Origin of the sequence: Paraburkholderia sp. D15 (assembly GCF_029910215.1) — a bacterium.
In the GTDB taxonomy this organism is placed as follows: Bacteria; Pseudomonadota; Gammaproteobacteria; order Burkholderiales; family Burkholderiaceae; genus Paraburkholderia.
Genome location: NZ_CP110396.1, coordinates 2,111,064 through 2,135,506, shown reverse-complemented (window position 1 = coordinate 2,135,506; position 24,443 = coordinate 2,111,064). Strand labels below are relative to the sequence as shown.

Annotated in this window: 21 protein-coding genes; 10 read left to right on the top strand and 11 right to left on the bottom strand. The window is 63.5% G+C overall.

All coding sequences use genetic code 11. From position 1 onward, the window contains the following. Window positions 1-133 precede the first annotated feature (133 nt). A complete protein-coding gene (locus LFL96_RS29320) occupies window positions 134-739 on the top strand; it encodes a short chain dehydrogenase (protein ID WP_281001393.1) in 606 nt (201 codons plus the stop codon). Between the two features lie 46 nt (window positions 740-785). Here the strand turns inward: LFL96_RS29320 and araD are convergent, their stop codons facing one another. Further along, the gene (gene araD / locus LFL96_RS29315; RefSeq protein ID WP_281001392.1) at window positions 786-2,510 is read right to left on the bottom strand and encodes an L-arabinonate dehydratase; all 1,725 of its coding nucleotides are present in this window, start codon (window positions 2,508-2,510) and stop codon (window positions 786-788) included. Between the two features lie 62 nt (window positions 2,511-2,572). After that, window positions 2,573-3,508, bottom strand: coding sequence for an SMP-30/gluconolactonase/LRE family protein (locus LFL96_RS29310; protein WP_281001391.1), 936 nt, complete (start codon window positions 3,506-3,508; stop codon window positions 2,573-2,575). Between the two features lie 653 nt (window positions 3,509-4,161). Between LFL96_RS29310 and LFL96_RS29305 the strand changes: the two genes are divergently transcribed. Further along, window positions 4,162-4,866, top strand: coding sequence for a LuxR family transcriptional regulator (locus LFL96_RS29305; protein ID WP_281001390.1), 705 nt, complete (start codon window positions 4,162-4,164; stop codon window positions 4,864-4,866). On the opposite strand, the gene LFL96_RS29300 is transcribed toward LFL96_RS29305, so the two are convergent. Beyond that, window positions 4,850-5,167 carry an XRE family transcriptional regulator gene (locus LFL96_RS29300; RefSeq protein ID WP_281001389.1) on the bottom strand — a complete coding sequence of 106 codons (318 nt, stop codon included), beginning with the start codon at window positions 5,165-5,167 and terminating at the stop codon, window positions 4,850-4,852. The two genes, LFL96_RS29305 and LFL96_RS29300, sit on opposite strands and share 17 nt — an antisense overlap. Before the next feature lie 154 nt (window positions 5,168-5,321). Here LFL96_RS29300 and LFL96_RS29295 point away from each other — a divergent pair, with 154 nt between their 5' ends. The 8 genes from LFL96_RS29295 to LFL96_RS29260 all read left to right on the top strand — a co-directional run bounded on the left by LFL96_RS29295 (window position 5,322) and on the right by LFL96_RS29260 (window position 15,092). After that, window positions 5,322-5,915, top strand: a complete 594-nt coding sequence (locus LFL96_RS29295) for an acyl-homoserine-lactone synthase (protein WP_281001388.1) — start codon at window positions 5,322-5,324, stop codon at window positions 5,913-5,915. 317 nt (window positions 5,916-6,232) lie between these two features. Beyond that, a complete protein-coding gene (locus tag LFL96_RS29290; RefSeq protein ID WP_281001387.1) occupies window positions 6,233-6,700 on the top strand; it encodes a universal stress protein in 468 nt (155 codons plus the stop codon). Window positions 6,701-7,138: 438 nt separating this feature from the next. Further along, entirely contained in the window at window positions 7,139-7,795 is a 657-nt protein-coding gene (locus LFL96_RS29285) for a helix-turn-helix domain-containing protein (protein WP_281003889.1), read from the top strand. A gap of 251 nt (window positions 7,796-8,046) precedes the next feature. Then, complete coding sequence (locus LFL96_RS29280; RefSeq protein ID WP_281001386.1) at window positions 8,047-9,450, top strand: SUMF1/EgtB/PvdO family nonheme iron enzyme; 1,404 nt, start codon at window positions 8,047-8,049, stop codon at window positions 9,448-9,450. A 351-nt stretch (window positions 9,451-9,801) separates the two neighbouring features. Further along, window positions 9,802-11,028 (top strand): MFS transporter, encoded by a 1,227-nt coding sequence (locus LFL96_RS29275; RefSeq protein WP_281001385.1) that lies wholly within the window; start codon window positions 9,802-9,804, stop codon window positions 11,026-11,028. A 515-nt stretch (window positions 11,029-11,543) separates the two neighbouring features. Next, window positions 11,544-12,362, top strand: a complete 819-nt coding sequence (locus LFL96_RS29270) for an AraC family transcriptional regulator (protein ID WP_281001384.1) — start codon at window positions 11,544-11,546, stop codon at window positions 12,360-12,362. Window positions 12,363-12,529: 167 nt separating this feature from the next. Further along, on the top strand, window positions 12,530-13,696 hold the full coding sequence (locus LFL96_RS29265; protein WP_281001383.1) for a prolyl oligopeptidase family serine peptidase: 1,167 nt from the start codon (window positions 12,530-12,532) through the stop codon (window positions 13,694-13,696). A gap of 379 nt (window positions 13,697-14,075) precedes the next feature. Beyond that, a complete protein-coding gene (locus tag LFL96_RS29260) occupies window positions 14,076-15,092 on the top strand; it encodes a zinc-binding dehydrogenase (protein WP_281001382.1) in 1,017 nt (338 codons plus the stop codon). A gap of 119 nt (window positions 15,093-15,211) precedes the next feature. Here LFL96_RS29260 and LFL96_RS29255 read toward each other — a convergent pair whose 3' ends face one another. The 8 genes from LFL96_RS29255 to LFL96_RS29220 all read right to left on the bottom strand — a co-directional run bounded on the left by LFL96_RS29255 (window position 15,212) and on the right by LFL96_RS29220 (window position 24,436). Further along, complete coding sequence (locus LFL96_RS29255; protein WP_281001381.1) at window positions 15,212-16,486, bottom strand: hypothetical protein; 1,275 nt, start codon at window positions 16,484-16,486, stop codon at window positions 15,212-15,214. Then, window positions 16,486-17,313 (bottom strand): outer membrane lipoprotein-sorting protein, encoded by an 828-nt coding sequence (locus LFL96_RS29250; RefSeq protein ID WP_281001380.1) that lies wholly within the window; start codon window positions 17,311-17,313, stop codon window positions 16,486-16,488. Before LFL96_RS29250 ends, LFL96_RS29255 begins: the two co-directional genes overlap by 1 nt. 72 nt (window positions 17,314-17,385) lie before the next feature. After that, window positions 17,386-18,777 carry an FtsX-like permease family protein gene (locus LFL96_RS29245; RefSeq protein ID WP_281001379.1) on the bottom strand — a complete coding sequence of 464 codons (1,392 nt, stop codon included), beginning with the start codon at window positions 18,775-18,777 and terminating at the stop codon, window positions 17,386-17,388. After that, entirely contained in the window at window positions 18,774-19,478 is a 705-nt protein-coding gene (locus LFL96_RS29240) for an ABC transporter ATP-binding protein (RefSeq protein ID WP_281001378.1), read from the bottom strand. Before LFL96_RS29240 ends, LFL96_RS29245 begins: the two co-directional genes overlap by 4 nt. A 34-nt stretch (window positions 19,479-19,512) precedes the next feature. Beyond that, on the bottom strand, window positions 19,513-20,778 hold the full coding sequence (locus tag LFL96_RS29235) for a pyridoxal-dependent decarboxylase, exosortase A system-associated (RefSeq protein WP_281001377.1): 1,266 nt from the start codon (window positions 20,776-20,778) through the stop codon (window positions 19,513-19,515). 75 nt (window positions 20,779-20,853) lie between these two features. Continuing rightward, window positions 20,854-21,933 (bottom strand): cupin-like domain-containing protein, encoded by a 1,080-nt coding sequence (locus tag LFL96_RS29230; RefSeq protein ID WP_281001376.1) that lies wholly within the window; start codon window positions 21,931-21,933, stop codon window positions 20,854-20,856. A 79-nt stretch (window positions 21,934-22,012) separates the two neighbouring features. Beyond that, window positions 22,013-23,086, bottom strand: a complete 1,074-nt coding sequence (locus tag LFL96_RS29225) for an LLM class flavin-dependent oxidoreductase (protein ID WP_281001375.1) — start codon at window positions 23,084-23,086, stop codon at window positions 22,013-22,015. A gap of 72 nt (window positions 23,087-23,158) precedes the next feature. After that, complete coding sequence (locus tag LFL96_RS29220; protein WP_281001374.1) at window positions 23,159-24,436, bottom strand: acyl-CoA dehydrogenase family protein; 1,278 nt, start codon at window positions 24,434-24,436, stop codon at window positions 23,159-23,161. Window positions 24,437-24,443 lie beyond the last annotated feature (7 nt).

Genomic DNA, 24,443 nt, shown 5'->3' with positions numbered 1-24,443 from the left:
GCTTGTCGGGCGAGTGTTGCCTCATTCGATTCGCAACCCGGAGTTGCAAGTCCTCCGCGCCGCCGCGCCTTTTTCTTCGTCACCAATGCCGGCACAATCGATCGGACCTCAACATCACTCAATGGAACAGCAGATGAAAAAGATCGTCGTGATTGGCGCTACCGGTACGCTCGGCCAGGCGGTGAGCGCGGAGTTGAAAGCACGCAACGAAGTGATCGAAGTCGGCGCGACGCGCGGCCAATATCGCGCGGACATCAAGGACCCGGCGAGCGTCGAGCGTCTGTTTCGCGAGATCGGCAAGGTGGACGGTGTCGTCACCGCCACCGGCAAGGTGCACTTCGGGCCGCTCGATGAAATGAGCGTCGAACAGTTCTGGGTCGGTCTGCGCGACAAACTGATGGGCCAGGTGAACGTGGTGCTCGCCGCGCAGCAATACGTGAACGACGGCGGCTCGTTCACGCTGACGAGCGGCATTCTCGCCGACGAACCGATCAAGCTCGGCGCGAGCGCAACGACCGTGAATCTCGCGCTCGAAGGTTTCGTGCGCGGCGCCGCGATCGAGTTGCCGCGCGGCATCCGCATCAACCTCGTGAGTCCGACCGTGCTGACCGAAGCGCTCGACGCCTACGCGCCGTACTTCCGCGGCTTTGAACCGGTGACGGCGCAACGTGCGGCGCTGGGTTATGTGCGTAGCGTGGAAGGTGCGGAGACGGGGCGCGTGTACCGCATTGGTTATTGACGCAGCGGCTATGGATGCAGCGGGTGTGAAGGCGCCGGCTCCTTAGTCAGTGAATCTCCGGCTCGTCGTCGGCGCCGCGCTGCAGGAAATCGAAATCGCACCCCAGGTTCGCCTGCATCACGTGCGCCTGATGCAGCGCGCCGTACCCACGCGTGAAACGCGGCGCGGGCGCAATCCACGCGGCCTTGCGACGCGCGAGTTCCGCGTCGGAGATCAGCAGGTTGAGCGCGCGGTTCGGCACGTCCAGCTCGATCAGATCGCCGTTCTCGATCAGCGCGAACGGCCCGCCGACGAACGACTCCGGCGCGACGTGCAACACGCACGCGCCATAACTCGTGCCGCTCATGCGCGCATCCGAGATGCGCACCATGTCGCGCACGCCCTCCTTCAACAACTTGCGCGGGATCGGCAACTGCCCCCACTCCGGCATGCCCGGCGCGCCGACCGGGCCCGCATGATGCAGCACGATCACGCAATGCTCGTCGATGTCGAGCGCGTCGTCGTCGATGCGCGCGGCCATGTCGTTATAGTCCTTGAACACCACCGCGCGGCCCGTGTGCACGAGCAGATGCGGTTCGGCGGCGCCGGGTTTGATCACCGCGCCGTCGGGCGCGATGTTGCCGCGTAACACCGCGAGTCCGCTATTCGCGAGCAGCGGCTGGCCGCGCCGGCGGATCACATCGTCGTTGAAAATCTGTGCGCCTTCGAGGTTCTCGCCGAGCGTGCGGCCGTTGACCGTGAGCGTCGTACCGTCGATCAGATCGCCGAGTTCGGCGAGCATCGCGCGCAGACCGCCTGCGTAGAAAAAATCCTCCATCAGATACGCGCCGGTCGGCCGGATGTTCGCGAGCACCGGCGTGCGCCGCGATATCGCGTCGTAGCGTTCGAGCGTCAGGTCGATACCGGCTCGGCGCGCGAGCGCGATCATGTGCACGATCGCGTTGGTCGAGCCGGACAGCGCGAGGCAGGTGGTCACGGCGTTGTCGACGGCAGCGGCACTCAGCAGATCGGACGGCTTCAGATCCTCCCACACCATGTCGACGATGCGCATGCCGGTCTTCACCGCCATCTGCGCGTGACGCGAGTCCGCGGCGGGAATCGATGCGGCGCCGGGCAAGGTGAAGCCGAGCGCTTCGGCTGCGCTCGTCATGGTCGACGCGGTGCCCATGGTCATGCAATGACCGGGCGAGCGCGCGATGCCGCCTTCCACGCCCTGCCAGTCCTCCTGCGCGATCGTCCCTGCCCGCAGATCGGCCCAGTATTTCCACGAGTCGGTCCCGGAACCCAGCGTCACACCGTTCCAGTTACCGCGCAGCATCGGGCCGGCCGGCATGAAGATGGCCGGCAGGTTCATCGAGATCGCGCCCATCAGCAGCGCGGGCGTGGTCTTGTCGCAACCGCCCATCAGCACGACGCCGTCGGCGGGATAGGAGCGCAGCGTCTCTTCCGCCTCCATCGCGAGGAAATTGCGGTAGAGCATCGTGGTCGGTTTCTGGAACGGCTCGGAGAGCGTCTGCACCGGCAACTCGATCGGGAAACCGCCGGCCTGCCAGATGCCGCGCTTCACTTCCTCCACACGCTGACGGAAATGCGTGTGACACGGATTGATCTCGCTCCACGTATTGAGAATCGCGATGACCGGTTTGCCCGCGTATTCCTCGCGGAGGTAACCCATCTGCGCGCTGCGCGAGCGGTGGCCGAACGAGCGCAGATCGTTCACGCCATACCAGCGGTGGCTGCGCAGATCCTCGGGGCGTTTCTTTCTGGTCATGATCTCCTCCGCCTTGCTTGCCGCACCCGCAACGCCAGCCACCATCCCAGCCACAAGGCCGGTCAGCCGCCCCGCACGCCCTGCGTATTCACGTACAGCGAATAGAGGCCGTGACTTGCCGCCATGAAGAGACGATTGCGGTGCCGGCCGCCGAAGCACACATTCGCGCATCGCTCCGGCAGCGCGATATGGCCGATGGCTTCGCCTTGCGGCGTGAAGATGCGCACGCCGTCGAGCTCGTCGCTGCCCATGCCCCAGCCGCACCACAGATTGCCGTGGACATCGACGCGAAAGCCGTCCGGCGTGCCGGGCCCGGCGTCGATCAGCACGCGATCGTTCAACAACGCGTTGCCGTTCACGACGTCGAACGCGCGAATCTTGCGCGGCTCGCCGCGCGATTCGACGATGTACAGCAGCGACTCGTCCGGTGAAAACGCCAGACCGTTGGGGCCAAGCACGCTGTCGGCGACGATGGTGACTTCACCCGACTGACCGTCGATGCGATACACGCGCGCCAGCAACTCCGACTCCTGCCGCTCGCCCTCGTAAAAACCGTCGATGCCGAACGTCGGGTCCGTGAACCAGATCGAGCCATCCGACTTCACGACCACGTCGTTCGGCGAGTTGAAACGTTTGCCGCGATACCGGTCGGCCAGCACCGTGATCGAGCCGTCGTATTCGGTGCGCGTCACGCGCCGCGTCAAATGCTCGCAGCTCACGAGACGCCCCTGACGATCGCGCGTATGGCCGTTCGCATTGTTCGACGATTGCCGGAAGACGCCGACCGCGCCACTCGCCTCGTCCCAGCGCAGGATGCGATCGTTGGGAATGTCGCTCCACAGCAGATAGCGGCCGTCGCCGAACCAGACCGGGCCTTCGGACCAGCGCGCCCCCTGATACAGACATTCGACGGATGCCGACGCGAGCATCAGCGATTTGAAGCGTGCATCGAGCACGCGGATGGACGGATCGGGATAGCGTCGGCTGTTGTCGGACATGCTGGCGTGAGAGAGAGAACGTGGGGGATGGAATGGACCGATCTTCGCACGATGCCGGAGTCGCGTCGAACCGCGAAGCCGTAACACAATCGCGGTAGGGTAGCGGGTTAGTACCAGGAAATACGTTGAATCCGCATATTTCTCGTAGTTGAAACCGGCACGCGTACCGGACATAACCCTAACGCGACGAAGAAGTGAACGGCAAAACGCCTGTTTTATATGACAATAGCGGCTGACGCGACCAGCGCTTGCGCCGCCAGGACCAGCGGCGAGAAAACCGGACAATTGGCAACTCGCGGAGTTTTGCCTGAAATTTCGGCAAAAATTAGCTATTTAGAATGAACCACCAGATAAGTTGCATTTTGCGTGCATCAAAATAGCGGCCAGACGAGAATTATCTGCTTTAATGGCCACTGCATGACAATTGAGTCACGGATTCACGGTAGACAGAGCAGTTCATTCACCCACTTGCAAAAGGCATAACAGGCATCGCCACGCGGTTTTCAGGGAAACCGACCTGCCTTTGCAAAATAATTTTTGGTGATAGATTGTGAAGATAACAACAACCGCAAGGCACGCCGCCCCGCTGATCACAGCAATGCGCTGCCTGCGCTGAGAGAGCCCAGAAATTGTCGCTACATTTTATCGAGCAGATGGCACCGCTACTGAACGCCGCCGACGAGGCGGAATGGTTCGGTGCGATCACGGGCCTTGCCGAGACGTGGGGCTTCGACAAGATTTTGATCGCCATGCTGCCGCGTCCGACGATTCGTCTGGAAGACGCCTATTTGCGCAGCACGTACGCGCCGAACTGGCGCCGCACTTATGACGAACAGGGGATGGTGCACATCGACCCGACGGTCGCCCATTGCATGACGCGCTCCACGCCGCTGATCTGGTCGCCGGAGCTTTGCCAGACCGAGGCGCAGCAGGCCATGTTCGAGGAAGCGCGCTCGTATGGACTACGCGCCGGCGTGACCTTGCCGATTCACGGCCCGAATCAGGAAGCGGGCATGATGTGCTTCGTCAACGACAGCAATCCGAATGACGCATTCTGGCGTCATATCGACGTGGCATTGCCGAATTTGCTACTTTTACGCGACCTGGTCATCGATACCAGTCAGCGGCACGTGAATACGCACGCGCAGAGCTTATTGCCCAAATTGACGCCGCGCGAACGCGAATGCCTGAAATGGACCGCGCGCGGTAAATCCACGTGGGAAATTTCTCATATCCTGAACTGTTCGGAAGCCGTGGTGAACTTCCACATGAAGAACATCAGGACGAAATTCGGCGTGAATTCACGGCGCGCGGCGGCCGTCATCGCCGCGCAACTCGGACTTATTGACCCGGGTTAAGCAGGGCAGCGGCATCGCGGCTGTACAGCACGCGTTCTGCACGGCCCAGATCCGCGTCGGACACGGTCTTGGTGAAATACAGGCCCAGCAGGATCGACACCGGCGCCGGGATTTCCGCGCCCGATTCAAACCGGCTGCCGCGCGACTGCGTCACGCCAAAGCGCGCCCAGAAGCGGCGTTGGCTCTCTTTCTTCTTTTTACGGTAGGCAATGATCAGAACGCGATCGACTGCCGAAGACGGATCGGCCACGCGCGCTTGCAGGCCGGTTTGCGGTTGCCAATGATTTTCGAGAAGTTCCATTTTTTGTCCTGTCGGTTAAGTACGGATGCCTGTCTCGAATTCTGCGTTACCCGATAAGCATGCACACCTACCCAGGTAGGTAGGTGTAAGTGCGATTCAAAATGCATAAGTTTTCCAGCGTATTGGACACCCCCAACACGTTCAGGAGAACGCCATGCAGACAGTGATTCGGATTGGAATGCGTCAGGAATTCGACAACGAAGACATCAACGAGATGTACCGGCTGCGGGCCCGGGTGTTTCACGGGCGGATGGGCTGGGAAGTCCCGACCATCGCGGGAATGGAGATCGACGGCTACGATGCGCTCGGACCGCATTACATGCTGATTCAGGACGAGACCGGCCGTCTGCGCGGCTGCTGGCGGCTGATGCCGACCGAGGGGCCGAACATGCTCAAGGACACTTTCCCGCAACTGCTGCACGGCCAGGAGGCGCCGGCGGGCCGGAGTATCTGGGAATTGAGCCGTTTCGCGATTGAAACCGATGGCGCGGAACAGTCGTTCGGTTTTGCCGATCTGACCATGCACGCGATTCGCGAAGTCATCGCCTATGCCATTCGCATGGGCTTCACCAGCTACGTGACGGTGACGACCGTGGCGATCGAGCGGATGCTGCGCAAGACCGGCATGGACATCAGCCGCCTCGGCGCGCCGATGCAGATCGGCGTGGAGCGGGCCGTGGCGCTGGACGTCCACATCAGCGAGAAGACCCGCACCGCGTTGTTCGGCCAGATGGCGGCGGCGGCTTAGCTGGGCTTACCCTTACTGGCATCAAGGATAGGCGGCGTGGCGGTTTCGGACTGTAAGGGACGGATCGTCACGCCGCTTATATATTTGGCATCTTGAAGCGGCCGTTCGTGTCTTGCGCTCTTCCCCTTGGCTTCGCGCCGCCTCTTATTAGACGTGCGTTTGACGCAGGTCTGCTCGCCGCCGGTTTTTTCAGCGATCATTTAAGCTGGCATGGGCAACGACCGGCAATGGACCGGCAATGACTTGCCCCTGCGAAGCGCCAGCCGCGACCGGCCGGGTAGCGGTCGCGATATTCATCCTTTAGACGCGGAGTCGATATGTACACACGCATCCTTGTCGCGGTCGACGGCAGCCACACCTCGCGCCGCGCGTTCGACGCAGCGCTCGAACTCGCCAAATCCAGCGGTGCCGTGCTGCAACCTTTCTACGTCGTCGAAAACACGCCGATGTATTTCCAGGCGCCCGGCTACGATCCGTCGGTGTTGCGCAACCGGCTGGTGGAAGAAGGCAAGGAACTCGGCGCCGAGTTCGCCAAGGCCATGGCGGAGCATGGCGTGAAAGGCGAGCTGACAGTAAACGAAGCCTCGTCGCTCGACGATGTCTCGACGGTGGTGCTCAAAGGCGCTGCCGCCTTCAACGCCGATCTGCTCGTGATGGGCACGCACGGCCGGCGCGGCTTCCAGCGGTTGATCCTCGGCAGCGTCGCCGAGCGTTGCGTGCGGCAGGCTAATCTGCCGGTTCTGCTGATTCCGTCCGCGGCCGGTAAGGACAGCGACGCGCAATGAGCTTCGATGCCGTGCGCGCCGGATGGGATGGCAGCGCGCGCGGCGTCTTCGTTTGCCGTAGGGCGACAGTGGCCGTCACGTCCACGGTTACGGTGATCCTGCCTTGCCTTGCCGCTCACGCGATTCGCGTCGTCGACACTCGGCAATCAACTGCATTGAATAGCACGCTGCCCCCCTGCACGGACACCGCGTGACATTGCTCAAGATGACTAACTAAACGAACGCGTCATTTTGCCGCTAAACGCGGTGCATGGCCGGTGGGACAATGGGTTATCGCACTCGACCCAATGGCTGCAGAACATGCTGACTTCCACCACCGCCGCTTCCTCGATCAGCCCCGACGATTCCATCGCCCGTTCCATTCCCGTACGCAGCGGCCGCCGTGCCGCATCGTTCCGGGCCAGCACGCGCAGCGCGGCGCGCTGCTCGAGTTGCGCGATGCGCCAGCTATGCATGCCTCAAGGTTTGTCGTCCGACGAACTGTCAAAACTCGAAACGCTGATCTGCACGGCGCGCTCGGTGCCGCGCGGCGACGCACTGTATCGCAGCGGCGACCGCTTCGATAACGTTTACGCCGTCCGTTCCGGTTCGATGAAAACCGTGATGGCGCACCGCGATGGCCGCGAGCAGGTCACCGGCCTGCGTCTCGCCGGCGAAGCGCTCGGCCTCGACGGCATCAGCGAAGACGTGCATGCATGCAGCGCGCTCGCGCTTGAAGACAGCACCGTCTGCATCGTGCCGTACAACGCGCTCAAGTCGCTGTGCCGCGAAATCGGCTCGATGCAGGAGCGCCTGCATAAGTTGCTCGGCGAGCAGATCGTGCGCGAGGCCGCGCAGATGATGGTGCTCGGCTCGCTGTCCGCCGACGAGCGGGTTGCGGCCTTTCTGCTCGACGTGTCGGAGCGCAATGCACAGCGCGGTTATTCGTCGGCGGAATTCAATCTGCGGATGACGCGCGAAGACATGGGCAGCTATCTCGGCATGACGCTCGAAACCGTCAGCCGTACCCTGTCAAGATTTCAAAAGCGCGGGCTGATCGACATACAGGGTAAGCACATCCGGATCGTCGATCTCGACGGTTTGCGGCATCTGTGATTCGCCGGCGCGGGTAGCGCGGCTCGCGAGCCGCGCGGGCTCCCAAGCTCCGGCGGCCGCTTCCTGGCGGCCCGCCATAGCACAGCGTTTCGGCGTTTCAGTCCGGCGCCGCGGCCCGCCCTCTCACCCAGACGCATCAACCGGCCACATTCGCCGCCGCCCCTTACCGTCAATCACACGCAATCGCCTTGGCATGGCTCCTGCGAGCGGGTACAGTTTTGAGTCCGTCCCCCGCAAGGAGACCCGGCGAAATGAATCGCGACCCCGCCCCGCTTCATCCGCTCGTCCAGCGTCTGATCGACGCGCGCCGAATCACCGACGAGCTGTTTGCCATCGTCAAGCCCGCATTTCTTTATGAACGTCCGATCCGCGAGCGCCACCGGATCGTGTTCTACATCGGCCATCTGGAAGCGTTCGACCGCAATCTGTTCGATCGACGGCTGTTCGAGCTGCCGGAATTCGACCCCCACCTCGACCAGCTTTTCGCGTTCGGCATCGACCCCGTCGACGGCGGTTTTCCGACCGACGAACCCGGTGACTGGCCGTCGCTCGATAGCGTGCGCGATTACGCGCTGCGCGCTCGCGAGCAGATCGATCATGCGCTCGCCGCGCGGGTGGACCGCGCGCCGCCTCGTGCCGGCAACCCGGGCGGCTCGATCGGTTCGAGCAGCTCAAGCGGCCCAACGGAATCGCCAGACAGCGCAACCGTCGAACAGTTACTGAACGTTGCGATCGAGCATCGGCTGATGCACGCGGAAACGCTCGCGTACATGCTTCATCAATTGCCGCTCGACCAGAAGGTCAGCAATCTGCGGGAACCGGTGACCACACGTCATGACCGCCCCGCCAACGCATTGACCTCGATGGTCCGTGTGCCGGCCGGCTCGACCGCGCTCGGCATGTCACGCGACGCCGGTCGCTTCGGTTGGGACAACGAGTTCGGCGAGTTGCGCGTCGACGTTCCCGCGTTCGAGATCGATCGTCATATGGTGACGAACGGCGCGTTTCTCGCATTCATGGAAGCGGGCGGCTATCGCGAGCGGGCATGGTGGTCCGACAAGGACTGGACGTGGAAGGAGGCCGAGCGGATCACGCACCCGGCTTGCTGGTCGCTGAACGACGATACGCGGGCGCGCAACGGCAACGACGGCAACGTTAGCGACGTTGGCCCGCACCCCCGATGGTCGCTGCGCACCATGTTCGACGAAGTGCCGCTGCCGCTCGACTGGCCCGTCTACGTGAGTCACGCCGAAGCCAGCGCTTACGCGCGCTGGGCCGGCAAGTCATTGCCGAGCGAAGCGCAATGGCAACGTGCCGCGCACGGCGCGCCGCATGCCGCGTCGGGTAATTTCGATTTCCGCGCGTGGGATCCGCAACCCGTCGACGCTCATCCCGACAACGTCAGCGCATTTGGCGTGGAAGGCCAGTTCGGCAACGGTTGGGAATGGACCTCGACGATATTCGACGCGTTGCCCGATTTCGAGGCATTTCCGTTTTATCCGGGCTACTCGGCCAATTTCTTCGACGGCCAGCACTATGTCATCAAGGGCGGTTCGGCACGCACCGCGCAGTGCATGTTGCGGCCGGCATTCCGCAACTGGTTTCAACCGCACTATCAATATGTGTACGCAGGGTTTCGCTGCGTGAAAACGTGAAAGCGTGAAACCATGAAGACATAAAAAAAGCATGACCGGCCTGCCGAACCCAGGACCGTGGCATCGAATCCCACCCGCCACGGTCCCGCCGATTACCTCGATCAATTCATTTTTATTCAACCAGCATTAACTCCATCTAGAATCAGCGCCGTTTCGCGAAACCACCTCGTTCGCTAATTGATATCCGCCGCGCACGTAGTTTATGATGGCGACGCTCACGAAGCCGTGCGGAACCCATAAATCTCTATCGAACATGATGGTCGCTCCGGGAATGCGATGAAACCCCATCCCGCCCCTGCGTTGGGTGATCCATCCCATTTATTCGCGCGCCAGTCCACAACGAATTGGACATTGATTGCCGCTGTCACGTTGGGCAATGGCCTCGAAATGTTCGATTTCACGATCTTCAGTTTTTTTGCGGTACTGATCGGCCAGCAGTTCTTTCCTTCTTCCACGCCGTTCAACGCTTTACTACTCGTTATGGCGACCTTCGGCGCCGGTTTCGTGATGCGTCCGCTCGGCGGTATCGCGATCGGCGCGTACGCGGATCGCGCCGGACGCAAACCGGCGATGACGCTGACCATCGGTTTGATGGCCGCCGGCACCGCGCTCATCGGACTCGCGCCGACCCACGCGCAGATCGGTGCGCTCGCGCCGCTGCCGATCGTGCTCGGCAGATTGCTGCAAGGCTTTTCCGCGGGCGGCGAAATCGGCGCATCGACCACCTTGCTCGCCGAAGCCGCGCCACGCTCGCAGCGCGGCTTCATGATCAGCTGGCAGATGGCGAGTCAAGGCGGCGCCGCGCTGGCCGGCGCGCTGACCGGCTTTCTCCTGACCGCGCTGCTGTCGCCACGCCAACTCGCCGATTGGGGCTGGCGCGTGCCGTTCCTGTTCGGGCTGCTGATCGGGCCGCTCGGTTACGCGATCCGTCGCACGTTGCACGAGACGCATCCCACGCCGTCGCGCATCCGCAATCCGGTCGGGCCGGTGTTCACCACGCATCGGCGCGCACTCGTCAGCGGCATTCTGTTGATGGTCGGCGGCACGGCGTCCATGTTCATCGTGGTGCTCTACATGCCGACATATCTGGTCGTCGCGCTGCACATGCCCGCCTCGGTCTCTTACGTGGCCGCATCGGCGGCGGGCGCGATCCTGCTGCTCGGCTCGCCGCTCGCCGGCCGGCTGTCCGACCGGCTGACGCACCGCAAGCCGTTCGTCGCGTATTCGCGGTTGCTCGGCGCGGCGTTGATCTATCCGGCGTTCTGGCTGCTGAACCGCAATCCGCAGTCTGGCTGGATTGCCGTCGCGGCGATCGCGGTGCTGGCCGGCTGCCTCGCGCTCGGCTCGGGCGCCAGTTTCCAGTTGCTCGCGGAGAGCTTTCCGAAGCAGGTGCGCTCCACCGGTTTCTCGACCATCTACAGCGTCGGCGTATCGGTATTCGGCGGCTTCGCGCCGTTTATCGTGACGTGGCTGATCGGCGTCACCGGCGATTTAATGGCACCCGCGCACTACATGATTATTTGCAGTCTTGTTTCGCTGCTGGCGCTGGCGCCGCTGAAAGAACAGTTCGCCGAGTAGCGCGCGCCATGCCACGATATGACTTTGACAAAACCGCGAGAAACTGGCTTTAATAACGCATCACGCGATCGAGTGAAATATCCGAATCGTCGACCGTTTTAACACTATCATCCCACGACAACGTTTTCATTCAGCACCACGCCCCGCGTCCCGTTATATTTCGTAACGCGACAAAGGCGCTGTAATAAAAATATCCCGGCCACAGGAAGAAAGCCGGGAAGAAAATTGACATTCTGGAATATTGGCCCGGCAGTCAATCTCTGATATAGAGTCGCGGCGTTAAAAAACCTGACAATACGCCCACGCCGCCGGGTCGAATCCGCAATCGCCTCTCAAGCAGAGTTTCATCGATGGCCATCGGTACCCATACGAACAATGAAAATTGGAGACTCTAATTGAATGACCCGTCCTTATTCTCCACGCCGGGGATCGCCGTGGATCACAGCGACTTGAGCGCCTTTTCAGGCGAGGCGTTGAAGCTGCGCAAGCTGGGATCCTGGGGAACGATAGGCCGAATGTCCGAACCGGAACAACCCTACCGTCAGGAGCTGGTGCATTGCCGGCATGTGTTCGTGCTATGGGAGGCGGAGATCAAGCCGGGCGCGGCGGAATTCATCCTGAACGGGCGGCGCGTGGTGCGCCCGGGCAAGGCGCTCGGCAGCGTCGACTTTCGGCCCGCCGGGGTCGAGTTCATCGCCAACGTGCATCAAAGCGGCCTGACGCAAAGGACCGTTCTCACCATCGACGAAACCGCGTTGGCCAGGCTGTCCATGGCCTTTCAACCTCTCTCCGATCTGGTGCCCATGATGACCGAACGCAATGCATTTCTGGTGTCGCTTCTCCGTCATATCGCGCAAGTCGCGGAAACGCCGGAGCTGAACAGTCTGCACGTGGAAGCGCTCGCGCTGACGTGTCTGCACGAAGCGCGCAATCTCGGCCTCCAGCATTCGGCCCGGGTCTCCGCATTGCCCAAATCGGGACTGTCGTCGTTTCAGGCGAAGCAACTGGTGCGCTATATCGACGAACATCTGAGCACCGACATCCATCTGATCGATCTGGCCAATCTGGTCAGCCTGAGTCCTTACTACTTCTCGCGCTCGTTCACCATTGCATTCGGCGTATCGCCGTATCACTACATCCTGACGCGCCGCATCGACCGCGCGAAGGAAATGATGATGAAACGCGATGCCAACCTGCTCGAGATCGCTATCTCCGTGGGTTTCGCCGGCTCCAGCCAGTTCAGCCGCGCGTTCCGCAAAATCACCGGCACGACGCCGAGCCACTGGCGCGGCCAGGCCGGCGAAGCACGCAGCTTTCTGCACGAAGCGAGGTAATCGCTCGTCAATCCGGAGAGCGCGCAGGCGTTCTTCCGGCGCCGCCGCGATGAGATCTCATGCAGGTGATGCTCGACGCATGCGCCGGGACAGCCAAACGAAAAACACATCTGCGATACTGATCGGCGATCCATCCACGCGCCCGCGCGCCACCGCAAGGAATCGTCATGCTCCGTCGTTGTGCCGTTGCCTCGATGTTGATCGTAGCGTCGTGGGCCCACGCGGCCACCGGCACTTACACCGGCGCGAACACGAACGCCGCATCCGGCGACCCTGCCCCGGTCGGCGCGACCGATCGCGTGTTTCATCCCGCCGGGCCGCGCGAATGGCGCGGCGCGCAGACGAGGGCACTGATCACGCGCGTCTGGTATCCGGTCGACAGCGACGCGCACGTGCTACCGCACGACATCGGGCCGCCGGGACGCGCGGCCTTCCGCGGGCACGATCTGGCGCAGAACGCTTCGCTGTCGACTGCCCACGCCACCTACCCGCTACTCGTCATGTCGCACGGCACGACCGGCAGCGCCGACGATCTCGACTGGCTTGCGTCCGCACTGGCCGCGCACGGCTACATCGTCGCGGCTGTGAATCATCCCGGCAACAACGCGCTCGAACCGCTGACGCGCGAAGGCTTCGTGCTCTGGTGGGAACGCGCTCGCGATCTGAGCGACGTGCTCGACGGCGTTCTCGCCGACCCGACGTTCGGCCCGCACATCGATCGGGCCCGGATCGGCGCCGCCGGCTACTCGCTCGGCGGCTACACGGTGCTCGAACTCGCGGGCGCCCGCACCAACCTGCCGGCATTCAAGGCGTTCTGCCATTCGAACGCCGCCGATACCAACTGCCATCCGCCGGGCACGACGCGCCAGGCGGTCGCGGCGACGCCGCTTCCGGCCGACGCGCTCGCGTCGATCGAACGTGCCGGCGCGTCGTACCGCGACTCGCGCGTGAAGGCGGTGCTGGCCATCGCACCCGCGATCGGCAAGGCGCTCGACGAACCATCGCTGACCCGTATCGACATCCCGCTGCGCCTGATCGCGGGCACCGCCGACACGACCGCGCCGCCGCCGTCGAACATTCTCCACATCGCCCGCTTTTTGCCGCACGCGCAGGTCGACATGATCGACGGCGCGACCCACGTCAGCTTCATCAACAGTTGTCTGCCGGCGGTCATGACGAAGCTCGCCAACATTTGCGAGGAAGCGCCCGGTGTGAATCGCGACGAAGTTCACGCGCTGGCGATCGAACAGGCCGTGACGTTTTTCGGCGCATCGCTCACCGAACGGAACGATGCGTTATCGCAACAGCCGGTCAATCCGGATATGCCGAAGTAATCGAATAGAATTTTTTCCACGCACGACGAATATCCATTCCACCGATCTTGCCAAGTTACACGCATCTTGCTTAAAAATTTTCGATGATTTGCGTGGCTTCGCGACGAGCGAATTAGAATTCCTTTAACAGACGCCGCGCGCTTTTTCTCTCCCGCATCGACACACGCGTACCCGGCGCCTGGCTTCAGGCATCGCCTAACCGTGCTCACGGATTTCACCATCAGGGCCATGAAAAAAAGGATATCTCCTGTGAATATTAATCAGCAATCCAAACCAGAAATAGCCGGAAAAGAGAAAGCTAATTCGAATACAGGCGCAATGAACAATATGCGGCCGGATTCCCTCTGCGATGCCGCGGATCGATAAAACGAGGATACGCATGAGACACGTCATCATTCGTCAATTCGGCCAACCCGATGCGCTGACCGTGGAACCCTTCGTCGCGCCGGAACCCGGCAACCGGGACGTCATGATCGAAGTCGCGGCCAGCGGCGTGAATTTTCCCGACCTCGTGATCCGCCTCGGCATCTATCCGGAAAGCCCGGCGCTGCCCTACGTGCCGGGGTACGAAGTGGCCGGCCGCGTCGTTCAAGTCGGCAAGGACGTCACCGACTTCGTGCCCGGCGACCGCGTCTTCGCCACCATCGACGGCGGCGGCTACGCCACCCATGTGGTGTGCCCGAGCCATCAGTTGTTCAAGATGCCCGACGCGATGTCCGACGACGAAGCATCGGTGATCGCCACCAGCTATCTGACAGCGTGGCTGTCGGTCGATCGTCTGGCGAGCGTGCGCGCCGGCGAAACCGTCGCGGTGCATTCGGCGGGCGGCGGCGTCGGTCTGGCCGCGCTGCAACTGTGTCTCGCGCGCGGCGCGCGCGTGATCGCCATCGCGACCGAGAGCAAGCACGCACGCTTGACCTTCATCGGCGCCGATGCCTGCATCGATCCGGCCAAGGAAAATCTCGCCGAGCGCTTGCGCGAATTGACGGGCGGCCGCGGCGCCGACGTGATTCTGGATTCCACCGGCGGCAAGTCGTATCAGCAGAGCTATGAAAGTCTCGGCTTGCTGGGCAGGCTGGTGCTGCTCGGCGGCGCGGGGGTCATCAACGAAGCCGGTGCATCGCCGCTGCAACTGGTGCGGTTCTGGCATCCGGCCATGCGCGTGGAGCCGATCGCGCTGATGACGGCCAACAAGTCGATCTCCGGGCTGCATCTTCCCGCGCTGTGGTCGCGCTACGAGATCTGCGTGGCGGGCATCTACGAGATTCTCGCGCTGTACGAATCCGGACAGGTCATGCCGATGATCGATTCCATCTTCGCGCTCGACGACGCCGCCGAAGCGCACCGCTACATTCACGCGCGCCGCAATTTCGGCAAGGTGATCCTGCGTCCGTGAGCGTGTAGCGGCAGCGGCACTGTCGCTGACGCTTGCAATGGCCGCCTCGCGAGGCGGCCTTTTTTATCATCGATGACGCCGCCGGCACGGTGCGCAGAAGAGCTACAGAGCTGGAAGCGCTAAAAGAAAAACGTCGTCAGCGCCTGCAGCACCTGTCTTTGCGAGTCGGCGCCATATGTGCTGTGCGACGCGCCGTGATTCGTCTGCCATTGAATCGCGACATCCGCGCGCGGCCAGTGATACCGCGCTTCGAGCCATGTCGAATAACTGTGATCGACGAGGTCGTAGTGCAGCATGGCGGTCAGATCCAGATGACGCATCAGCGCATCCTGCCACGTCGCGTAGCTGAACAACGCCTGGCGGGTCATCAGTTCCTGCGCGTCGTTGATCGCGGTGCGGTATTGCCAGTAGCGCGCGGGATCGAACGCAAGCTGGTTCCATGTCGCGCGATCGGCGCTGGCGCCGTCATAGTCGTATTCGACCGTCAACGACAGGTTGTTCGTGAAGGTATGCGTGAAGCCCGCCGCGAGCTTCGAATGAAACGCGTCCGTGCTGTCCGGTTGCGCGCCGAAAGTCGGGCTGCGTCCCCCCGAATACTCGATGAAACCGGTCGTCGCATCGCCGAGCAGGGTCGTCACGTTCAGACCGAGTTGCGGCGAGATGCCGTCGCCGCCGTATAACAGCCATTGCGGCGCCACCGTGCCGAACAGACGCTGCGTCAGCGTCAGCAGATAGCGGGTTTGATTATTGGTCGCGCCGAAGTCCGGATTGAAGGTTGCATTGCTCGGCTGCGACGCGAGTTTCGGCGACACCAGTCCACTTAGCGAACCGCCCGACCAGAGCACCTGGCTGCGCAGCATCACGCTGCCGAGGCGATTCTCGCGCAAGCTCGCCGGGTCGATCGACACGATCGAGCGCACCGCGTTGGTCTTGAAGAAGTCCGTCGGATTGAAGCCCTGCGCGACGCCTTCGCGCAGATTCACGCGACCGGCGTCGACGATCGTGGTCGAGTTCGGCTGCCAACTCAGATACGCCTGCTTCAGTGTATCGATCGCGTTGTACTGGCCGACGTTCGCGCGCCAGCCCGCATCCAGGCGGTTCGAGAATACCGCGCGCCAGCCGGGTGCGAACGAACCGTCGTAGCTCAGCAAGGACGATACGCGCGCGGTATCGGCCAGCTCCGCGCTGGTCGTCTGGCTCGCCTGGTTGTAGTTGCCCATCGCGAATTCGAACGACGCCTGCCAGTCGCGATGCGCCGACGTGTTCGCGGTCGCGGTGTCGGCAAGGGACAGCGCGTCGGTATCGCTGTCGGCCCGCGCGACGCGCGGCGCGCTAGCCGCCACGGCGAGCGAAACGACGGCCGCCAGCGCCCAGGCACGCCGTCGCGCGATCATCAATTCGCCTTGAAATGCGGCAGATACGAGCGCTGCAGCCATTCGTCGGGAATGTCGCGCCACGCGTAGTCGGCGTAGCGCATCACCGTGACCCAGCCGGGATCGAGCCCGTCGATGATGACCATCTCCGTCGGCCGGTCGGCGCCCAGCACCTGGGTGAACTTGCGATAGTAGGTGGTCTTCAGCAGCTTGCCGCTGTCCGCGTAGAAACGCGCCTTGACGGGTTGCCGGGTGCTCGTGTCGATCCACATGTCGATCGCGTGATACGTGACGCTCGGCGAACGCGCCGCCAGTGCCAGCTTGTACGCGTGCCGCGTCTGATGATCGCCGTCCGTCACGTCTTCCTCGCCCGCCAGCGTGGCGGTGTAGTCCTTCGCGAAGTTGACGGTGACGACGTCGCCATTCGCGGCCTGGCCCAGCAGCCGTTGCTGCGGCGAAATCCGCACGCTCGCCTGGCTGTTCGGATCGTAGAACCACAGGTCATTGCCGTTTTTCAGCACCAGCTTGTTCGCGTCGCGCAGCGGCGCGTCGAAACGTACGAGGCTGTTGAACTGACCGCTTGCCGGGTCTTCCTTCGAATAGACGGTCAGCGTGTTCGTGCCGGTCTGCTGACCGGCGCGGAACTCGATCAGGGTCGTCGTCAGGCTGAACGGGCGGCCGGGGTTGCGGATCGCGTCGCTCGCCTCCAGAAGCTGCTGCGCTTTCGATGTATCCGCCTGCGCGCATGCCTGCGTACTGAACGCGCCAAGCGTGGCGACGGTGCCGAGCGTGCCGAAGCAGAGCACTGCCGCCAACCGCCATGTCGAGTAAAGCCGATTCCGTTTCATAACGCCTCTTCGTTTCATCGTGCTCAGTGCCCAAGCGTGCCGATTCATGCGCGATTGCCTGCCGCCGACCGCTCACGCGAACAGCAGCGCATCGACCACCGGCATCCGCGCGGCCCGCCGCGCCGGCCAGAATGCCGACAGCGCGGCGATCAGCACGATCCCCACCGCGTAGCCGGCGATCATCCGCGTCTCGCCGAACAGCCGAACCGTGAACGGCACGGGATCGATCTCGCCGGGCGGCGTCCAGTGGAAACCGCCGTGGTTGATCGCCCACGCGCCGAGCAACGCGCAGCCGATGCCGAGCGCCGCGCCGAGCAGCCCGAGCAACGCGCCCTCCAGCAGAAAGATCCGCAACACGCCGAGCCGCCGCACGCCCATCGCGCGCAACGTGCCGATCTCGACGGTGCGCTCCATCACCGCCATGCTCATCGTGTTGCCGACCATGAACATCACGATCACGCCGATCAGCAGCGTGACGAAGCCGAAGATCGCGCTGAACATCCCGGTGATCTGCAGGTATTGCGGATTGAGCGTGCGGAAGTCGAGCACGTCGAGGTCGTCGTCCTTCAGCGTGGTCGCTTCGAGTTGCCGGATGCGTTGCATCGCGGCCGGCAGATCGGCGGTATGGTGCAACTGCACCGCGATCGCCGTCGCCTTGCCGGGTTCGTTGCCATAGATCAGCTTCTGCGCTTCCGGCAGATGCAGTTGCAGATAACGATCGTCGACTGCACGCACACCCTGGCTTTCCGCTTTCACCACCGTCAGTTGCGCGACGTTCGGCGCACCGTATGCGTTCGCCGCGAGCAACTGGATACCTGTGCTGTCCACCTTCGGCATATCGGCCGCGGCCAGCGCGGATAGCTGCGCGATGTCCGCGGGCTGCGCAGGGCCGGTGCTGGCCTTGCGCACACCGCCGTTGAGCGCGCAGTCTGGAATGTTGAGCGGCCCGCACAGCCGCAGAATGCGGCCGAGGCCCGTGCCGATCACCGCCGAATCGCCGCCGGTCGACGTCAGCGACAAGGGCGCGGCGCGGCGCGGAAAGCCGTAATCGTTCCACTGCCGCATGCGGTTCTGATCGTCGACCACGATGCCCACGCCGATCACCGTGCTCGACACGCCCGCGCCGTAATTCCCCGCGATGCCGCTGACGGACAGCAGCGGCGTCGCCACCGTGACGAGCGGCGCCAGCACCTTGTCGGCGCGCACCACGTCGATCACATGCTGGTAACGGTCGATGCCGTAGGCCATCGGGTCGCCGGCGCCATACAGAAAGTAGTTCTTGCGCTGGATCTGCAGATGTCCTTCGCCACGCACGAAGGTGGTCTGCAAGCCGTACGTCACGTTGCGCGCGTAGCCGCCGAACAGCAGCACCGCCGTGAGCCCGACCACCATCGCGAGCAAGGTTCGCGTCGAGCGGCGCCGGTTGCGCAGCAGATTCCGGAATGCGATGGAGAGCGTTTTCATGATGGCCTTCCGTTGCGTACGTCGCGGCGTGTCTCGACGATCGCGCCGTCCTTGATCAGGATGATGTCGTCGGCGCTCGACAGCACGTTCGGATCGTGCGAAGAGAACACGAACGAAGTCGCGCGTTCGCGCTGCATGGTCCGCATCAGTTCGATGATCTCGATGCCGGTGCGGCTGTCGAGGTTCGCGGTGGGTTCGTCGGCGAGCACGAGTGCCGGCCCGGTGGCGAGCGCCCGCGCGATCGCCACGCGTTGGCGCTGGCCGCCCGACAGTTCGCCGGGCCGGCGCTTCGCCTGCTGCGCGAGACCGACCGCATCGAGCAACGCCAGCGCGGTGCGGCGCCTTTCGGCCGCGCGCACGCCGAGCAGCGTCAACGGATACTCGACGTTCTCCACCGCGCTCAGCACCGGCAGCAGATTGAAATTCTGAAAGATGAAGCCGATGTGCGATGCGCGGAAATCGGACAGCGCGTTGTCGCGCATCCGGTCCACATCGACACCCGCCACGCTCACGCTGCCGGTGTCCGCCTTGTCGATGCAGCCGATCAGGTTGAGCAGCGTGGTCTTGCCGCTACCCGACGGTCCCGACAACACGGTGAAGCGATTGTTCAGAATCTCGATGCTGGCATCGCGCACCGCATCGACTTTCGCCGCGCCCTTGCCATACGATCGCGACACGTTCTTCAAACTGGCGACTTGCATACGTTCCTCCCTGGACACCCGGCGTGGCCGCCGTTCAGACCAACGCCTCGCGCACCGGCGGGTGACCGAGAAACGCGGCCGGACTCGCGGTGCGCCCATAGGCGCCGGACTGGAAGATGACGACGAGATCGCCCTCTTCCGCGTGCGCGAGCTTCGCATTGCTCGCGAGCAGATCGAGCGGCGTGCACAGCGGCCCGACCACGCTCGCGGTTTCGTCGCCGAGCGGCTTGCCGTTGATCGCCACCGGAAAGTTCTTGCGCAGCACCTGACCGAAATTGCCCGACGCCGCGAGATGCTGGTGCATCCCGCCATCGACGACGAGAAAGGTCTTGCCGCGCGACACCTTGCGGTCCACCACGCGGCTCACGTAAAGCCCCGCCTCGCCGACCAGATAGCGCCCCAGTTCGAGCACCAGCTTGACGCTGCCCAGGTCGCGCCGCGTGTCGGCGGCCAGTTCGTTCAGATGCTCGACGACCGCGCGCTCCACGATGCGCGCATCGCCGTCGCCGTACGGAATGCCCATGCCGCCGCCGAGATTGATGGAGTCGATCGGCTCGCGCGCCAGTTGCGCCCACTCGCGCGCGCAGTCGTAGCTCTTGCGCTGCGCTTCGATCACCGCGTCGGCACGCAGATTCTGCGAGCCGGTGAACAGATGAAAACCCTCCAGCTTCAGGCCGAGCGCCGCGGTTTCGGCGATCACGTCCGGCACGCTTTCCGCGTCGATGCCGAACTGGCGCGCGCCGCCCGACATCTGCATGCCCGATGCCTTCAGCTCGAACGGCAGGTTGACGCGCAAGGCCACGCGCGCGGCGCGCCCGCTCTGCTCGCTTTTACGCGCGAGCACATGCAGTTCGCGGCGCGACTCGACGTTCACGAGAATGTTCGCCGCGTGTGCCTGCAGCAGTTCCTGATCCGACTTGCCGGGCCCGGCGAAACTGATGTCGGCGGGGTTCACGCCCGCATCCAGCGCGATCCGCATCTCGCCGATCGACGCGATGTCGAGCCCGTCCACCAGCCGCGCGACATGCGCGACGACCGCCGGCATCGGGTTCGCCTTGATCGCGTAGTACAGGTCCACGGTGGGCGACAACGCGCTGCGCAGCCGGTTCACGCGTTGCGTGATCAGCGCGCGGTCGTACAGGTAACACGGTGTGCCGCCGACGGCTTCGACCACCTGCGTCAACGGCGTGTCCGCGAGCGCGAATTCGCCGTCGCGCGTGCGCGGCCATAGCGCCGCAATGGGCGATTGATACGGTGCTTCGGTGTCGATCGTCACGGCGTTCGCTGTCGATGCATTCATCCGTCGTACTCCTGCTAGGCGAAAATCCGCTAGGCGTTTTCGCCGGGGTTGGTTCGAAGCGGTGTCGAACGGGTTCTAGCGCGCGGCGGCAGCCGCATCCTTTTCCAGCAGTTCCGCCAGCGTCGCTTCCTCCATGAAGCGATTGACCGACAGCACGTCGGTCAACGCCCACACGCAATGGAACCAGCCGGTCGGGATCATCAGCATGTCGCCGGGGCCGATCGTGACTTCGAGCGGCCGCGCCTGCGCGAAACGCGGATAGCGCTGCAGATCCGGCGCGCCCGGATCGACGCCGCACAACTGGTACATGTTGAAGGCGGGCGCCGCATACAGTTCCTCCGTCTGGTCCGGCGAGAACAGGTGCAGCTTCTTCTCGCCCCAGATCTGCGCGAGAAACGAAATCTGGAAGTCGCGATGGAGCTTGGTGATCACGCCGCTGGAAGTCTTCTTGCCCCACCACAGCAAGCCGATCGAGTACGCGCTGTCCTCGAACATCGGGAACTGCACGTGCGGCGTCAGTTCCGGCGGCACCTCGACGCCGTTCAGATAGACGCGGTCCACGGACTCGTCGCGAATCCTGCGCGCGATGTCGGCCACCGTTTCCTGACGGCCGATCACTGCGTTCTGCCGCAGCACCACGTCGCCGTAGCGCTCCACGAACTGCTCCGCGCCGAGTTCCACCAGCGGCGACTTCAGCGCGCCGCGCAGACATAGCGGCCGGCTCTCGCGCATCGCATCGAGTATTTCGTCGAGATCGATCCGCTCCGTTTCGGCGACCGCCTGACAGGCGTCGTACGAACGGTGTTGCAGACCGGCGTGGATCGCGCTCACTTCCGGCGTCGGGCGCTTCAGCAATTGCGTGAAGTGATGCACCAGACTCATCTCGCCGTGCGCGCGAATCGCCTTCACGTAAGGCGTATCGCGCGGATCGAACGTCTGCGCATTGGCGATGATGTAGTCGATCATGCTCAGACTGAGACGCAGCTCGGCGTCGTGAGCGAGGTCCGAACCGCCCTTTACCGACAGCGTGTCCGCCATCGTGAAGTAGCGGTCGAGTTCGGGATGCGCGGCAATCGACAGCTTCAGCGTGCCGTGCCGCGGCGGCGGGTAGTACAGCGCCTGTATCTGCGCGAGGAGATTCTCAAGGGTCGTCATGGCGATTCGGCCTTTGGTTAACCTGTCGTTAACGTTCGGTTGATCTTCGGTCGGCTTCCGGTTGCGTGCTTGCGGCGCGTCACAGGAAATGCGACATCACCTGCTCGGCGAAACACATCAGCGAACGCTCGACGATCTCCGGCGGCACCGTGCCCATCTGCATGCACAACAGCAGTTCGTCGACACCGGCCTCCTTGAAGAGGCGCACCTTTTCGCGCGCGATCGCCGGATCGCCGATCATGGAGAGCAGCTGCGTCTCCGGATTCATGCGCATCTTCTTCGTGAAGTCCATCGTCTGCGCGTCGAGATCGCCGGTGCGGATGTTCATCGGCGCGCTGAGCGGCGACGGCGTGCGGTCGTAGTAAACGTTGAACGCGTCCTTGAAATAACGGGCGCCGCGAAAACCGTGCTGGCAGGCCTCATGGTCCTGCGGCAACACGCACGTGTTGACGGTCACGGCGAAACGGTTGTTGTGCTGATACGGCCTGGCCGGCGCGTTTTCCACGGCGGTCCGGTACTTCTGGATCTTCGCGACCATTTCCTCGAAGCTGCCGAGGCTGAAGTTCAGCGCGCCGAGACCGAGTTCGGCCAGCTTGATCAGCGACGTTTCCGAGAAGGCCGGCGCGAACATCGGCGGATGCGGGCTTTGCACCGGCTGCGGACGAATCCGCGTGGGCGGCACCTTGTAGTGCGTGCCGTTCCATTCAACGATGTCGTTCTGCCAGATCGTCGGAATCAGTTCGAGCGCTTCGAGCCACTCCGATTCGAGCGTGTCGCGCGACGCGCCGAACACCTCAGGCTCGCAGTTGCTCGAACTGCGGCCGGAGCCCCAGTTCACGCGGCCGCCGGACAGAATGTCGAGCATCGCGACGCGCTCGGCCACCCGCACCGGATGATTGAATTTTTGCGGCGTCAGCGAGATGCCGTGACCGAGACGGATCTTGCGCGTCTTGCCGGCCACGTACGAAAGAAACACCTCCGGCGCGGACGAATGCGAGTAGCCGTACAGTCCGTGATGTTCGACGGCCCAGATGCAGTGATAGCCCAGTTCATCGGCCATGATCGCCTGGCGCGCGCATTGCGCGATCAGGCGCGCCTCTTCGGCGGGGGACGGGTTGGCCATCTGCAATTCGTAGAAGAGAGAGAACTTCATAGCACCTCTGCGTGGGTAGATTGAGCGCGTGGAGTCGGCTTGGGGGTTACGTGGCTGAAAGTTGCGTCGATGTCAGGCAAGACTCGGTTCGCCGGGCTGGCGGACGGAGGGCGCGGCAGGTGAAGCCGGCACGGCTTCCGAGGCGTCGCGCGTCAACGGCGCGAGTTCGGCACGCCGGCGGTTGCGATCGCGCGCGATCATCATCCGGTGGATATCGCCCGTGCCTTCCATCACGTTGAACGCGTGGAAGTCGCGCCGCCAGCGCGAGAAATCCGCGATCGACCGATGCTCGCCGATGCCCGGCAAACTCATCACGCGTTCGATGCAGGTGCGCGCGCAATCGCTCGCATACGCTTTCGCGATCGACGAAGCGATCAGCGAAGGCTGTCCCGCATCGATCAGCGTGGCCGCGCGGCGGCACAGCAACCGCGCCGAATAGAGCCGCCCGGCAAATTCGTCGAGCGTCGCGGCCGCGCCGTGACGCAGCGCGGCGCCATAGCCATCAAGATCGTCGAGGCCATCGCTCAGGTCATCCAGCACGCGCTGCGTCGCGCCGACGATCAGCGAACCGAGACACGGCCGCATCGAATTCCAGCTCGCCTGTGCATAGGCGAACGAACGCGCGGGATCGAGCTTCGTGCCCGCGCCGATCACGTCGTCATCCGCGACGAAGCAGTCGCGCAACGTGATGCGGCTCGCGCGGACCGCACGCAGACCGAGCATGCGTTCGCCGTCGTCGATCTGCAGCCCCTCGGACGGGATCGCGATAAAGAACGGCCGGATGCCGAACTGGCCTTTCTCCGGCGCGACGGTCGCGAAGACGATCACATATGCGGAGCGCCCCGCATTGCCGATAAAGCATTTCTCGCCGTTCAGCCGGTAGCCGCCGGGCACCTTCGTCGCGATCGTGTTCATGCGGGTGGCGTCGGTGCCGGAGGTCGGCTCCGTCATCGCGAACGCGCCCCACACCGGACGGTCGGTGTCGAACCGCGCGAGAATCCGGTCCTTCTGCGCGCGGCTCGCGAAATCGATCACCGCAAGCGTGAGGCTGCCGCCGGGCAGCGCAATCGCCAGCGCCGGGTCGCCGTGACCGAACACCTCGTTGACCACGCACAGATCCGCGACCTTACGTACCGCGTGCCCGGCTTGTTCCGCGGGTTCCGCGCTCTTCCCGTCGGCCATGGCCATGCCGTTGCGGTTCAGATCGGCCACGTCGAGACCGTCGAACAGGGCGGCCGGCACGTCGCCGAGGCGATCGGCCTCGCGCCCATGCTTGCGCAGATTGGCGTAGATCTTCTGAAGTCCCGGCCGTTGGTCCAGCGCCTGCCGGATAATCGGATACATCGTCATATAGCCT